Annotated in this window: 13 protein-coding genes; 7 read left to right on the top strand and 6 right to left on the bottom strand. The window is 64.1% G+C overall.

Features of this window, described 5'->3' with window-relative positions; genetic code table 11:
• Position 1: 1 nt before the first annotated feature.
• From TMPK1_RS05615 to TMPK1_RS05605, 3 genes are read right to left on the bottom strand one after another with little or no spacing between them, the layout of a single operon-like run.
• Positions 2–1,888, bottom strand: coding sequence for an AMP-binding protein (locus tag TMPK1_RS05615; protein WP_420241930.1), 1,887 nt, complete (start codon positions 1,886–1,888; stop codon positions 2–4).
• A gap of 49 nt (positions 1,889–1,937) precedes the next feature.
• Complete coding sequence (locus tag TMPK1_RS05610) at positions 1,938–2,477, bottom strand: isochorismatase family protein (protein ID WP_420241929.1); 540 nt, start codon at positions 2,475–2,477, stop codon at positions 1,938–1,940.
• Positions 2,474–3,079: a TetR/AcrR family transcriptional regulator gene (locus TMPK1_RS05605; protein WP_420241928.1), complete on the bottom strand. Its 606-nt coding sequence runs from the start codon at positions 3,077–3,079 to the stop codon at positions 2,474–2,476. Before TMPK1_RS05605 ends, TMPK1_RS05610 begins: the two co-directional genes overlap by 4 nt.
• 67 nt (positions 3,080–3,146) lie before the next feature.
• On the opposite strand from TMPK1_RS05605, the gene TMPK1_RS05600 reads away from it, so the two are divergent.
• The 7 genes from TMPK1_RS05600 (at position 3,147) to TMPK1_RS05570 (ending at position 11,017) form a co-directional block, all read left to right on the top strand.
• Complete coding sequence (locus TMPK1_RS05600) at positions 3,147–4,676, top strand: 4-hydroxyphenylacetate 3-hydroxylase family protein (RefSeq protein WP_420241927.1); 1,530 nt, start codon at positions 3,147–3,149, stop codon at positions 4,674–4,676.
• A gap of 43 nt (positions 4,677–4,719) precedes the next feature.
• Entirely contained in the window at positions 4,720–6,264 is a 1,545-nt protein-coding gene (locus TMPK1_RS05595) for a class I SAM-dependent methyltransferase (RefSeq protein WP_420241926.1), read from the top strand.
• Between the two features lie 172 nt (positions 6,265–6,436).
• Positions 6,437–7,840, top strand: coding sequence for an acetamidase/formamidase family protein (locus tag TMPK1_RS05590; RefSeq protein ID WP_420241924.1), 1,404 nt, complete (start codon positions 6,437–6,439; stop codon positions 7,838–7,840).
• A complete protein-coding gene (locus TMPK1_RS05585; RefSeq protein ID WP_420241923.1) occupies positions 7,813–8,742 on the top strand; it encodes a metal ABC transporter substrate-binding protein in 930 nt (309 codons plus the stop codon). The genes TMPK1_RS05590 and TMPK1_RS05585 overlap by 28 nt, the downstream gene beginning before the upstream one ends.
• On the top strand, positions 8,739–9,992 hold the full coding sequence (locus tag TMPK1_RS05580) for a metal ABC transporter permease (protein WP_420241922.1): 1,254 nt from the start codon (positions 8,739–8,741) through the stop codon (positions 9,990–9,992). The genes TMPK1_RS05585 and TMPK1_RS05580 overlap by 4 nt, the downstream gene beginning before the upstream one ends.
• A 132-nt stretch (positions 9,993–10,124) precedes the next feature.
• Positions 10,125–10,493, top strand: coding sequence for a hypothetical protein (locus TMPK1_RS05575; protein WP_420241921.1), 369 nt, complete (start codon positions 10,125–10,127; stop codon positions 10,491–10,493).
• Positions 10,490–11,017 (top strand): hypothetical protein, encoded by a 528-nt coding sequence (locus TMPK1_RS05570; protein WP_420241920.1) that lies wholly within the window; start codon positions 10,490–10,492, stop codon positions 11,015–11,017. The genes TMPK1_RS05575 and TMPK1_RS05570 overlap by 4 nt, the downstream gene beginning before the upstream one ends.
• On the opposite strand, the gene cobT is transcribed toward TMPK1_RS05570, so the two are convergent.
• From cobT to TMPK1_RS05555, 3 genes are read right to left on the bottom strand one after another with little or no spacing between them, the layout of a single operon-like run.
• The gene (cobT, locus tag TMPK1_RS05565) at positions 11,014–12,858 is read right to left on the bottom strand and encodes a cobaltochelatase subunit CobT (RefSeq protein WP_420241919.1); all 1,845 of its coding nucleotides are present in this window, start codon (positions 12,856–12,858) and stop codon (positions 11,014–11,016) included. The two genes, TMPK1_RS05570 and cobT, sit on opposite strands and share 4 nt — an antisense overlap.
• 13 nt (positions 12,859–12,871) lie before the next feature.
• Positions 12,872–13,879, bottom strand: a complete 1,008-nt coding sequence (gene cobS / locus TMPK1_RS05560; RefSeq protein WP_420241918.1) for a cobaltochelatase subunit CobS — start codon at positions 13,877–13,879, stop codon at positions 12,872–12,874.
• A gap of 31 nt (positions 13,880–13,910) precedes the next feature.
• A complete protein-coding gene (locus tag TMPK1_RS05555) occupies positions 13,911–14,486 on the bottom strand; it encodes a J domain-containing protein (RefSeq protein ID WP_420241917.1) in 576 nt (191 codons plus the stop codon).
• Positions 14,487–14,504 lie beyond the last annotated feature (18 nt).

The following is a 14,504-nucleotide window of genomic DNA, read 5'->3' as shown; positions in this document are numbered from 1 at the left end:
TTTACCCGCCAATCCCCGCCTTGCGCAGCGCCGTTTCGATGTCGGTCAGCGCGGTGGGATCTTCGATCGTTGCCGGCATCGTATAGTCGGTGCGGTCGGCAATTTTGACGATGGTGCCGCGCAGGATCTTGCCCGAGCGCGTCTTGGGCAGACGCGGCACGACGATCGCCTGTTTGAACGCAACCACTGCGCCCATCTCGTCGCGCACTTTGCGCACGATCTCGTCGCAGACGATGGTCGGCTCGCGCGACGTGCCGCTTTTCAACACCACCAGCCCCAACGGGATCTGGCCTTTGAGCTGATCGAGAATGCCGACGACGGCGCATTCGGCGACGTCCGGATGCATCGCCACGACTTCTTCGATCGCACCGGTCGACAGGCGATGGCCGGCAACGTTAATGACGTCGTCGGTGCGCGTCATTACGTGCACATAGCCGTCTTCGTCGATGAAGCCCGCATCGCCGGTCGCGTAATAGCCGGGATAGCGATCGAGATAGGCGCTTTGCCAACGTTCGGGCGCGTTCCACAACGTGTTCGCGGCACCTGGCGGCAAGGGCAGCTTGCACACGATCGCGCCGGTCTCGCCGGGCGCGACTTCTTCGCCGTTTGGATCCAGCGCGCGCACATCCCAACCCGGCATCGGCACCGCGGTCGAGCCGGGCTTGATCGGCATTTCTTTGATGCCCAGCGGATTGCCGCAAATCGGCCAACCAGTTTCGGTTTGCCACCAATGATCGATCACCGGCACGCATAGCTTGTTCGACGCCCACGCCACCGTCGCGGGATCGCACCGTTCGCCCGCGACGAACAGCGCGCGCAGCGAGGTCAGATCTGTCGCTTCGATGAACTTGCCGTCGGGATCGTCGCGCTTGATACCGCGGATCGCGGTTGGCGCGGTGAACAAGGTCACGACTTTGTGCCGGTGGGCGACGCGCCAGAACTGCCCCGCGTCGGGCGTGCCGACCGGCTTGCCTTCGTACAGCACCGTCGTCGCACCGATCAGCAACGGTGCGTAGACCATGTAGGAATGGCCCACCACCCAGCCGACATCGGACGCAGTCCAGAAGACTTCGCCGGGCGCGATGTTGAATAGATTGCGGATCGACCAGACCAGCGACACTTGATAGCCGCCCGTGTCGCGCACGATGCCTTTGGGCTGACCCGTCGTGCCCGAGGTATAGAGCGTGTAGAGCGGATGCGTCGCCGGAACCTGCGTGCAGTCGACCGGTTTGGCGTCGCGGACGAAATCGTCCCACGACACGTCGCGCCCGTCTTTCAGATCAGCCGGGCATTGATGGCGCTGCAGCACGACGACACCGTCGATCTTGTGCCCGCTGATCTCGATCGCCTGTTCGACGGCGGGCATATAGGCCAGCACTTTGCCCGGCTCGAGACCGCAGGATGCAGCCACGATCCAGCGCGGCTTGGCGTCGGCGATGCGGCTTGCAAGTTCGCGCGCGGCAAAGCCACCGAACACGACTGAGTGAATTGCGCCGATGCGGGCGCAGGCGAGCATCGCGATCGGTGCTTCGGGAATGTTCGGCATGTAAATCAGTACGCGGTCGCCCATGCCGACGCCACGCGCGGCCAGCGCGCCGGCAAATTGTGCGACGCGTTCGTGCAGCTCGCGATAGGAGATGCGGGTGATTTCGCCGGTATAGGCGCTGTCATGGATCAGCGCGATCTGGTTGTGCCGCGTCGGCAAATGCCGGTCGAGCGCGTTGCCGCAGATATTGGTCGTGGCGCCGTCGAACCAGGTCCAGCTTTTTCCCGGTGCGTAGGTGAGGACGCGATCCCACCGTTTCGACCAGTCGAGTGCGCCTGCTTCTTCGGCCCAGAAACCTTCCGGATCGGACAGCGAGCGTCGGTAGATCGAGGCGTAATCCAAGCATTCCTCCCGGCTCCGGCTTTTGGCGCCGGTACCGGGACAGTCTCTTCTACTCGCGCAGCAGCTTCAACACGTCGCGAAAGCGCGGATGGTCGGATCGGCCCAGCCATTCGAACGCGACCATTTCGGCGCTGACGACGTCGATGCCAGCAGCACGCAGCCGCGCCAGCGCGGTTTCGCGGTCGCTCGCGCGGCGCGAACCGACTGCGTCGGCAACCACCGCAACCGACCGGCCCGCATGGTGCAAGCCGATTGCGGTCTGCAGCACGCAGACATGCGCCTCGCTGCCGGCGACGACGATCTGCGCCCGGTCGGGCAGGGCAGCGAGCAGGCCAGGCTCTGCTGTCGCGTCGAATGCAAACTTGGTCAGGGTACGGTCGATCAATGGAACCAGCGATGGTTCGGTCGGTCCGAGCCCGGCGGGATTTTGTTCGGTGGCAAAGACCGGCACGTCGAGCAACCGTGCGACCTGCGCAAGAAACGCGGCGCGCGCCACGACTGCAGCCCCATGCTCGATCGCGGGCAGAAGCAGTGTCTGCAGATCGACCAACAGCAACGCCGATTGCGCCTGGTGCAGACGGAACTTCACGCGCGTGCCTTCACCAGACGGTCGAGCCCGGTCGCGAACAGCGCGCGCGGATCGGCGTCGAACAGGCGGATGCGTCGTGTGTGGCGCAACAGCAGCAAGCCGACACAATGGCCGAACAAAGACGCGGTTTCGTGGCGCGCGGTTTCTTCGTCGAGGCCCAGCTCGCGCAGCGCGCTGGCGACCGGCGCCAGCGACGCCAGCAGCTTGTCGTTGAGCGCGCGGTTGAGTTTCGGCGTCAGCCCGGCCGGTCGCATGCCGTGCACGAGATAGAAGCCGAGATCGAGGTCGCGTGGATTGTCGGCATAGAAATCGAAGAAGGCGAGGGCAGCCGCGCGCAGGCGCGCCCTGGCATCGCGTCCTTTGGCACTCGACGTCGCCGCAATGACGCGGTCGAGCGATTGGTCCAGCAGGTCGGCGTAAATCTCTTCCTTCGACGCGTAGTGGAAATAGATCGCGCCCGCCGTGTAGCCCGCTTCCAGCGCAATCGCGCGCATCGTGGCGCCTTCCAGCCCGTGTTCGGCAAAGACGCGCTGCGCCGCTTCGAGAATGAAGCTCTTTTTATGCGTGGCGAGGGCGGTCTTGCGGGCGGCGCGCTGCGACATGGCGCTTTCTAACATGCTTGCTCGAAAATTTGAACAGCGTTAGATTTTGGTGCCTCGGAGGTGCCCCATGCTGATGTCCGCTGCCGAATACCGGGAGTCGCTGCGCCGCTATCGCCCGCGCGTCTACGTCAATGGCCGCCAGGTCGAAAGCGTGGCCGACGATCCCGATCTGGCGCCCGGCATTGCCGCGGTCGGCGTCACCTACGACTTCGCGCTGCGTGACGAACACAAGTTGCTGATGCTGGCGACCCAGCGCACCAGCGGCAAAGTCGTCAATCGCATGCTGCACATGAACGACACCTCGACCGACCTTCTGTACAAGCTCGAAGCGATCCGGCTGTTGTGCAAATACACCGGCTGCGCCCAGCGCTATCTCGTGCACGATTCGATGAACGCGCTGTTCCAGTCAACGCAGCGTCTCGATGCGGCGGCGGGTGGGCGCGAGTATCATGCGCGGTTTTTGCAGTATCTGCATTTCGTGCAGGACAACGACCTGACGCTCGGTATTGCGATGACCGACGCCAAGGGCGACCGGTCGTTGAAACCGCATCAGCAAGCGAACCCGGACGTCTATCTGCATGTCGTCGAGCGTCGCGCCGACGGGATCGTGATTTCGGGCACCAAGGCGATCGTCACCGGCGCGCCCTATATGCACGAGCTGCTGGTGATGCCGTGCCGGTCGATGACGCAAGCCGACAAGGATTTTGCGGTCTGCTGCGCGGTACCGATCGACGCCGAGGGGTTGACCATCGTGTCGCGGCCAGCCGGACGGCCGGGCGAGGCGGCGGCGAAATTCACCGGCAAATACGGGCAGTCGACCGCGGTCTGTTTGTTCGACCGCGTCTTCGTTCCGTATGACCGCGTGTTTCTCGACGGCGAGTGGGATCAGTCGGGGTTTCTCACCACGACCTATGCAACCCATCACCGCCACAGCTGCATCGCCGCACGCGCGGGCTTTGGCGATCTGTTGATCGGTGCAGGCGTGTTGATGAACGAGGCCAACGGGCTCGACCCCGATCGCCACGGCCATATCCGCGACGCGATGGTCGAGCTGATCAAAATCGTCGAAGGCTTCTTTGCCTGCGGTGTTGCAGCGTCGGTCTACGGCCAGCGCGATCTGTCGGGCGTGATGCAGCCCGACGCGGTGTTCTCGAATATCGGCAAGCTGCTGCTGGCAACGCAGATCTACGACATGCACCGGTTGGCGCATTACGTGTCGGGCGGCTTGGTGGTAGCGCTGCCGGGTCCCGACGAAGACCACAATCCCGCGACGCAAGCGTCGCTGGCAGCGGTATTGGCCGGGCGGCCCGACGTACCGGCCTCGCAACGGTTGGAAGTCGCGCGCTTCATCGAAGATCTAACCGCCTCCAACAGCGGCGGCTGGTATTCGATTATCTCGCTCCACGGCGGTGGTTCACCCGAAGCGATGAAGCGCGAGATCTACCGCAACTATCCGCTCGAAGAAAAAGCGGCGCTGGTCGAACAGTTGCTCGATCGCGGTATTGCAGATGGCACGGCGCGGGTGCGCGACACGCAGCCGGGCCGTTGCTGCGTCACGGGATGCGACGTGCCCGTCGTGCCGGAAGCAGCGGCGTAGAGCAGGCTTTCCTTTTTGTGGCGCCTCGCGTACGGACGCAGGCATGACAAATTGGGCCGGCGGCTACGTTTCCGACATTCCCTATACGTCGGATTTTTATCGCGAGATGGCACCCGTCTCGCTGTATCTGGCGGCGCTGCTGCGCAATGTGCGCCCGCCCGCGATCACGGCCCCGTACAATTACTGCGAACTCGCCTGCGGGCAGGGCGTCGGCACCATGCTGCTCGCTGCGGCCAATCCGCAGGGGCGTTTCTACGGCTACGATTTCAGCCCCGGCATGATCCGCAATGCGGAATCGCTGCTGGTCGAGTCCGGTCTGAAGAATTGCGTCATCGGTGAAGAGAGTTTCGCCAGCCTGTGCGAGAAGTCGGACAGCGAATTGCCGATGTTCGACTTCATCGCGTTGCACGGCACCTATACCTGGGTCGACGCCGAGCGGCGGCGCGAGATCGTGCAGTTCGTCGGCAAACGTCTGAAGCCGGGCGGCCTGTTCTATATCAGTTGGAACTGCATGCCCGGTTGGACGCCGATGCTTGCGGCGCAACGGATGATGGTCGAGCTGGCGCGGCGCGTGCCGGGTCGGACCCAGACCAAGATCGAACACGCGCTCGGCATGCTGCGGCAGTTGAACGAGAACAACGCAAAACTGTTCGCCGCCAATCCAGATCTGGGACTGCGCCTCAAAACTGCCGAGACCCAGGACCGCGCCTATCTCGCGCACGAATTTTTCAACGACACGTGGGAGCCGCTTTACGTCACCGACGTGATGCGCGACCTGGCCGACGCCAAGCTCAGCTTTGTCGGCAGCGCGCAATATGGCGAGATGTATGACGAGTTCGTCGTACCGCCCGAATTGCTTGCTCTGCTCAACGACGCGCCCGATGCGGGAATGCGCGAGCTGCTGCGCGACATGGCGGTCAACGCACAGTTCCGACGCGACCTGTATGTGCGTGGCGAAGCGCGTCTGCCCGCCATCGAACAACGACGCCTGCTGGGCGAGCTTGGCGTCGTGCTGAGCAAGCCGGCCGACAAGATCGAGTTGGCGGTCAAGCTGATGATCGGCGACGCCGACCTGCCGCCCGCGCTCTACGCGCCGATCGTCGCCGCGCTGGCGAGCGGTGCCAAAACGATCGACGAACTCGACAGCCTGCCGGCGATGGCGAACCAGTCGTTCAATGCGGTTCTGCAGTGCGCGGTGATGCTGGTTCATACCGGGCAGGCGGCTTTGGTGCCGCCGCGGCAAGCGGCAGGCGCGCGCAGCGCCGTCGAGACGAGCCGCGCGCTCAACCTCGCTTTGGCGATGCGCACGCGCTACGGCGAAGATCCCAAGTTCCTGGCTGCGGGCAAGACGGGCAGTGCGATCGGCACCAACGTGATCGATCGCTTGCTCTACCCGATCCTGCTCGAACCGACGCGGCCTTCGCCCAGCGATCTCGCTGCGTTCGTCGTCGGCTATTTCCGTCAGACCGGACGCCAGATGCTGCAGCACGGTGCGCCGGTCGCATCGATCGAGCTGGAGACGGTGCAACAGGTCAACGACCTGCTGCAGACCAAACTGCCGGTGTGGCGCGAGCTGGGCGTTCTCTAGCGCGGCGCAGCCGCGTACGGCGCAGTTGCTTCTTTCACAGTCGGGCACTGCCTGAATCTGCGCCAGCTCGGTGCAGTGCGCGTGGGCCGTGCGCCATGTTCCGCGCTGGCACGAGGCTTGTAGATGCGTGGGTCGTTCCGGCCCGTGCCGGCCCCGTTCGAGGAGCCGACCTTTGCGCTACCGCCATCTTGCCGCCGCTTCGTTGCTGGCACTGCCACTTGTTGCCTTCGCACAAACTGCACCTGCACCTGCGCCGGCACCGGCCGCGCCGCCTGCACCTGCCGACGTTCCGTTGATTGCGCGGACCCAGGCGACCGTGCCGCAACCGGTGTTGGGACCGGTCGACCAGGCTCTGCGCGTCACGCCCGCGACCAACGCCAAAGGCGGCAAGATCCATATGCTGCCGGCGACGTTGGAAACGACGCAGTGGGGCTGGTTCGACAATGCGCAGCCGCCGGTGCTGACGGTGAAGTCGGGCGACAGCATCGCGCTTGAGACGATGATGCACGCGCACAACCAGGTCGTACCCGGCACCACGATCGAGCAGATCAAAAAGACTCGAACAGATTATCCCGGCCGCGGCCCGCATTCGCTGACCGGTCCGATCTTCATCGACGGCGCCGAGCCCGGTGACGTGTTGAAAGTGACGTTGAACAAAATCGTGCCGCGTTCCTACGCGACCAACTTCAACGTGCCCGGCATGTTCGGCGAATTCCCCAAAGAATTCCCCGACGGGCAGGTCAAGTATTTCTATCTCGACCTGGTCAAAATGGAGACCGAGTTTCTGCCCGGCGTCTTCATTCCGGTGAAGCCGTTCCCGGGCACGCTTGGCGTCGCGCGGGCTGAGCCCGGTCGCTACAGCTCCGTGCCGCCAGGTAAGTATGCCGGCAATCTCGACATCAACGAATTCACCGAAGGCGCGTCGATCTACATTCCGGTCTTCGTCAAAGGCGCGCTGTTGTGGACCGGCGACAGCCATGCCGGACAAGGCAATGGCGAGATCAATCTGACTGCGATGGAAAGCGCGTTCCGCGAGTTGAACGTCACGGTCGAGGTGATCAAAGGCCAGAAGCTCGAATGGCCGCGCATCGAGACCAAGACGCATTGGATCACGATCGGCTACGACCGCGACCTGAACATCGCGTACGACCTGCTGCAGAAAGAGACGGTGAAGTATCTGGTCGAAACCAAGAAGGCGCCGGATGAAGCAGCGGCGACCAAGCTGATGGTGACGAACTGGGATTGCCGGATCAGCGAAGTCGTCAACGTCGTCAAAGGCACCTACTGCATGACCGCGAAGACTGCTGGCAAACCAGTGGCGAAATTGCCGACGGCGGAAACGGCGACTGCCTTTGTCACGGTCGGCACCGACGCCGACCTGAACAAGGCGATGGATACGGCGTCGATGGCGATGATCAATTTGCTGGTCGAGAAGAAAGGCCTGACGCGTCTGGATTCCTACGGTCTGGTGTCGGCAGCCGGCGATTGCCGCGTCGGTCCGCCGGCGGGTGCGACCAAGACCGTCGTTTGCCAGACTCCGAAAAGCCTGTGGCGAACCAAGACCGCGTCCAAATAAACCGACGCGTCTTTGTCGTCGCCGCGTCGGCCGCGCTGTTCTGCAGGGCGCGGCCGGCGCGGAGCGGCGAGCTGCGCACGGTACTTGCGACGACCAATGTCGTTGCACGATTGGCGCGTGCATTGGTGCCGGACGGCGTCGTGCAGCTCTTGCCGACCGGCTTCGATCCCGAACGTTTCACGCCACGTCCGGGCGATCTCGCGGTGATGCAGAGCGGCGATCTGCTGTTGCGGGCTGGGGCAGGGTTCGACGATTGGGCGACCTTGCTCGCACGCCGCGTGCAGCGCGCCGACCTCGCAACGGCGAGCGTCGATCTCAGTCGCGGTATCGCATTGCTCGAAGTCAAAGGCCGCGCCGTCGAAGCATCCGACGGACACGCGCATGGCAGCGCCAATCCGCATTGGTGGCTCGATCCCGTCAACGCCAAGACGGCAGTCGCGTCGATCGCTGCAGCGTTGCTGGCTGCAGATCCGGCGCGCGAGGCTGTGTTGTCGGCACGGCTCGACGCGTTCAACGCGTCACTCAATGCCGGCCTGGCGCGTTGGAGCGCAGCGCTGGCGCCGTACGCGAACCAGCCGGTGCTTGCCTATCACAACAGCTTCCCGTATCTCGCGCGCCGCTTCCGTCTCGACATCGCAGCCACGGTCGAGCTGCGCGAAGGCGTGTCGCCGGGGCCGGCACGTCTGGCCGAGATCGCCGACATTGCGCGCAGCAAACATGTGCGGCTGTTGCTGGTCGAGCAGGCAGATCCCGGCCAACTGACGCCCGCCTTGACGCGCGCTGCAGCGTTGACGCCGGTTGCGCTGCCCAGCAACGGTGAAGCGCCGGGTGAGACCTATGTCGCCATGATGGACGCGCTGGTTGCGCGTCTCGCCGATGCATTTGCAAAGGTGGGCGCATGATCGCGTTGGCGCTTCCGGTTCTGCTGGCGCTTGCGTTGCTGGTGCCGATCCATGCTGCGCTTGGTTTGCACGTGTTGCGGCGGCGCGTCGTGTTTGCCGACCTGGCGTTGGCGCAGCTCGCTGCGTTGGGTGCGACGGCCGCAGTTGCAGCCGGGCACGCGCCGGGCGCGTTGGCGACGCAAGTCTGGGCCTTTCTTGCGGCAGCAACGGGGGCCGTTTTGTTGACGGTTGCGCCACGTCTGGGCGCAGCGGTCGGACGTGAAGCGATGGTGGGCATCGCCTATGTGGTTGCGACCGCAGCGACGGTGCTGGTTGTCGACGGCGCGCCGCAAGGAGCCGAGCATGTCAAACGCGTGCTGGTCGGCGATTTGCTGTCGGTCTCGCTCGACAGTCTGCCGCGCACGGCATTGCTCTACGGTGCGATCGGTGCCGCGTTGGCGGTGTTCCATCGCAAGCTGCGCGCGGCCGATCGCAGCCTGGCGCTCGAACTCGGCTTCTATCTTTGCTTTGCCGCGGTGGTGACGAGTTCGGTCGCGATGGCGGGCGTGCTGGTCGTGTTCTCGCTGCTGATCATGCCAGCCGTTGCAGGCCTGCTGCTGTCGCGCCGCTTTCCCGTCGCGTTTGCGATCGCGCTCGGTGCGGGCGCGATCGCGAGCATTGCGGGCGTTGCGGCTGCGTTCGTGATCGACCGGCCGCTGGGCGCCACGTTGGTTTTGGCGCTGGCTGCGAGCGTGGTGTTGGCGATCGTGCTGCGCATCTTGCGCGGCGTTGCGCCGTTGCGGCTCGTTGCGCTCGCCGGCTACGGGTTGAGCGCTGCGGTTGCGGGCGCGTCGTGCTGGTGGATGACCGCGCCCGCTGCCGACCAGCCGCTGGCGCCGTTGGTTGCGCGCTGGAGCGAAAGCTTTCTCACCCCGGCCGAACGCTTCGCGCAGGACGATGCGCGCGCGACGGCGCAGAAATGGATGGACGAGCTGGCCAAGCTCGATGCGCGCGAGCGCGCGGCGCGAACCGATGGGACGCCGCTCGACGACGACATGCTGCGCCGGATTGCTTCGTTCCAGCGTTCCTATGCCGAGATGGCGCGTGGCGAACGGTTTGTTGCGGAGACGCTGACCGCGACGGCACGTGAACGGGCACGCTGGCCGATTGGGTTGGCTGGACTGGGTGCCGCGTCGTTGCTGGCGGGCGCGATCGCATTCCTGGCCCGGCGGCCATTCGCGGTGCCGGGGAAACTTCAGCCGGCAACATAGCGGCGTACGCTTGCACCTCGCCGCGAACTGCGCGACCTAGGTCCGGTGCGCCTATATCTTCTCGCCATCGCTGCGGCCGTTCCGGTTCTCATCGCGCTTGTGCTCGTGTTTGCGCCGCGCACTGACCCGGGCGTGAGCTGGCCTGGCGTGATGTTGCCGCTCGATCTGCGCGACGAAGACGAAGAAAAGTTGCTCGCAGTCACGCGGGACTTTGCGCGGGGGCAAGGGTTGGCTTACGGGAACGCACCGCGCTTTTCCGGTGGCAAGAAGATCTTGTCTGCAAGCGTCGCCGATGATCGTCTGCGCAGCACGCGTCATTTGATGTTGATCACTGGCGCGTGTCCGCAGCCCAAGCCGACCTATTGCGCGTTGTTCTATCAGTCCGCGTTGACCGAGCCCGGTTCGATCGAGCGATTGGTCGCGGCCTATCGCGAGATGGCGATCGCTACGTTCGATACGCGCGTCGGCGCGTCGATTGTGTTGGAGCGGGGCGCGAAATGAGTGCCGAAGAAACCGCGCAGCCGACGACGACCTTCGTTCGTGGTGCACTTGCCGTCTGGGTCGGCGCGGTTGCGGGCGCGCTTGCAGCCACGCTATGGCAGATGCTGCCGTTGTTCGTGCTGATGCGCAGTACCGAACGGTTTGGTTGGTTCGGGTCGGACCTGCGCAATGCGAGCATGGTGTTTCTTGGCACGTTGGTCGTGTTCCTGGGCGGGCTGGTGGTGCTGGCCGTTCCGCTTTGGGCAGTGCTGCATTGGCGCAAACGGCGCAGTTGGCTTGCCGCTCTGTTGTTGGGTGCGGGGCTCGCCTATGTCGTTAATATCGGGCTGGTGACTGGAGGCTTCGGCCTCATCTACAGGCCGCCTGGCTATTCGCAGATCCGTGACGCCGGTGGCGTAACCATGCAGAACGGGCGCGTCACGGCGCACGGTTGGGTTTCTGCCGCGCGTACGTCCATCACAATTGCAGTAATCGGCGGCATCGTCGGCGTGCTGATCCGCACGCTCGCCTACCGGCGGCGCTAAGCGGCGCGGCGTTTGTCGCGCTTCGACTCTTCGTCGAACAGTTCCGACAGTTTGGCCAGCATCGTGCCGCCTAACTGTTCCACGTCCACGATGGTGACGGCGCGGCGGTAATAGCGCGTGACGTCGTGGCCGATGCCGATCGCGGTCAACTCGACCCGCGGATCGCGCTCGATCTGGTCGATCACTTTGCGCAGATGCTTCTCGAGATAGTTGCCGCTATTGACCGACAATGTGCTGTCGTCGACCGGCGCACCGTCCGAAATCACCATCAGAATTTTGCGCTGTTCGGTGCGCGCCAGCAGACGATCGTGCGCCCATTGCAGCGCTTCGCCGTCGATATTCTCTTTCAACAAACCTTCGCGCAGCATCAGGCCGAGATTCTTGCGCGCCCGGCGCCACGGCGCGTCGGCGCCTTTATAGACGATGTGGCGCAAGTCGTTGAGGCGGCCGGGGTTGGACGGTTTCGCCGCGGCGATCCACTTCTCGCGCGTCTGGCCGCCTTTCCACGCACGCGTGGTGAAGCCCAGAATTTCGACCTTCACGCCGCAACGTTCCAAGGTGCGCGCCAGAATGTCGGCCGACATCGCCGCGATCGTAATCGGGCGGCCGCGCATCGAACCGGAATTGTCGATCAGCAACGACACGACCGTATCGCGAAAGTCGGTCTGTTTTTCCTGCTTGAAGGAGAGGGGCAGGACCGGATTCACCACCACGCGCGACAGGCGCGCTGTGTCGAGCAACCCTTCTTCGAGATCGAACTCCCAAGCGCGCGTCTGTTTCGCCAGCAAGCGGCGCTGCAGACGATTGGCAAGCTTGGCGATCATGCCCTGTAAATGACTCAGCTGCTGGTCGAGCATGCGGCGCAGCCGCGTCAGCTCTTCCGGATCGCACAGCGCCGCCGCGTCGACGACCTCGTCATATTCGGTCGTGTAGGCGTGATAGAGCGCGGCATTGGCGTCGTCTTTCTGGTCGGGACGGCGCTGCGCTTGCGGCGCACCGGCTTCATCCTGGCCTTCGCCGACCATGTCGCCGTCATCGCTCTCTTCGACCGCTTCCACCGATTGCTGCGACGAGCCGTCGGCGTCGGCGACTTTCTGCATCTCGGTCGGCGTGTCGTCTTTTTCGCTGCCGCGTGCCTGCGCGTCGGCGGCGTCTTCGCTTTCGCCTTCGCCCGCGCTTTCGTCTTCGTTGGGATCCTGGTCGCCTTCGTCGCCTTGTTCGAGCGCCAGAGTCTGCAGGATGCGGCGCACTTCGCGTGCATAGGCATCCTGGTCGCGCATCAGCTTCGACAGGTCTTTGAGACGCGTGCCGAGGCGCGATTCAACCACCGGCCGCCAGGCCGCAACCATCTTCTCAGCAGCGCGTGGAATCGGAACGCCGGTCAACGCTTCGCGCGCCATCATGCGCAGCACTTCACTGAGCGGTGCTTCTTCGCGCTTGCTCATCCGGTCGTAGCCATTGCGGCGGACGCGGTCTTCCATCGAGGCGCCGAGATTGGACGCAACGCCGGCCATTTCCTTGGCGCCGATCGCTTCGACGCGGGCCTGTTCGAACACTTCGAAGGCGGCGCGCGCTTGCGGTTCGCTCGGCATGCGCCGCGTGTGCAGCGCCTGGTCGTGATGTTTGAGACGCAGCGCAACCGCGTCGGCGGCGCCGCGCACGATGGCGGCGTCGCGCGGATTCATGTCGCGCGCAGGATTGGGCAGACGCGCACGCTTGCCGGCGAGGCCGGGCGGGTCGGACGAGAATCCGACTTCGACTTCATCCGTACCTGCAACCGCACGCACCGCGGCAGCAGTGGCGCGTTTGAAGATTTCGGCTGGGGTTTCCTGGTCGCTCACCGCTGGCTGCGGATCACGCCATATGCACGGCGACGCCGCTTTCGGGCAGCTCGGTGCCGAAGCAGCGCTGGTAGTACTCAGCCACGGTCGGCCGTTCCAGCTCGTCGCATTTGTTGAGGAAGGTCAGACGGAACGCAAAACCGACATCGCCGAAAATATCGGCGTTCTCGGCCCAGGTGATGACGGTACGCGGGCTCATCACGGTCGAGATGTCGCCGGCGATGAAACCGTTGCGCGTCAGTTCGGCCAGACGAACCATCGCCGACACGCGTTCGCGCAGCTCCGGCGTTTCCTTCTGCTTCATCTTGGCCAGCACGATGTCGACTTCGACGTCGTGCGGCAGGTAGTTCAGCGTCGCAACGATGTTCCAACGGTCCATCTGACCTTGGTTGATCTGCTGCGTACCGTGATAGAGGCCGGTCGTGTCGCCGAGGCCGACCGTGTTCGCGGTCGAGAACAGGCGGAAGGCCGGATGCGGACGGATGACGCGATTCTGGTCGAGCAAGGTCAGCTTGCCTTCGACTTCCAGCACGCGCTGGATCACGAACATCACATCGGGGCGGCCGGCGTCATATTCGTCGAACACCAGTGCACATGCATGCTGGAGTGCCCACGGCAGCAGACCCTCGCGATATTCGGTCACCTGCAAACCGTCGCGCAGCACGATCGCGTCTTTGCCGATCAGATCGATACGGCTGATGTGGCTGTCGAGATTGATGCGGATGCACGGCCAGTTGAGGCGCGCCGCAACCTGTTCGATATGCGTCGACTTACCGGTGCCGTGATAGCCCTGGACCATCACGCGTCGGTTGTGCGCAAAGCCGGCGAGGATCGCGAGCGTCGTGTCGCGATCGAATTTGTACGACTCGTCGACGTCGGGAACATGTTCGGACGGCTGGCTGAAGGCGGGAACCTTCATGTCGCTGTCGAGACCGAACGTCTGACGCACGGACAAGGTGATGTCGGGACGACCAGTCGGCATCACGGATGCGGGGGTCGTTTCGTTGTGGGCCGTGGCCATGAGCGTAGTCTTCCCTCGGACGAGCAGTGCGTCAGCTATCGTACGCTGCTTTCAAGATCTGCAGCGCTTCGTTGATTTCTTTGATCTTATCTTCCGACTCCCGGGATCCGCCATTGGCGTCCGGGTGGTGGATCTTCGCCAGCTCCTTGTAGCGCGTCTTGATCGCCGGGTAGCTGGTCGGCAGCTCGAGACCGAGCACCGCAAGCGCCTTGGCTTCCGCCGTAAGGTGCCGCGGCTGCGCCTTGGGGGCTCGTGCGGATTCCGCATGGCCACCCCCCACAACGAAATCTTCGAAGACCGCGTCGCGTAGACGCTGCTCGTGCACTTTCCAGCCGCCGGCCATGGGGCGGGTGGGGCGTTCCCAGCAGGTCGAATCGCGGATCATCGATTCGATTTCGGTCTCGCTCTTGCCGCGACAGAAATCCCACGCCTTGTTGTAGGCGCGGACATGTTCGAGGCAGAACCAGTAGAAGTCGTTGAGCCGGTCCGGCGCTTTGGGTGCACGGAATTCACCATGCCCGCCGCAGCCCGGATGATCGCAGGCGCGCAGATCATAGTCGGGCCCATCGGCATAGAAATCGGTGGGGAATGGGCGCGCGCTGGGCATCGTATACAGAATGGTCGC

This window comes from Roseiterribacter gracilis (assembly GCA_018332375.1).
In the GTDB taxonomy this organism is placed as follows: Bacteria; Pseudomonadota; Alphaproteobacteria; order BOG-932; family Roseiterribacteraceae; genus Roseiterribacter; species Roseiterribacter gracilis.
Note: the sequence above shows the minus strand (reverse complement) of the source record. Positions and strands in the feature narration are given on the sequence as shown.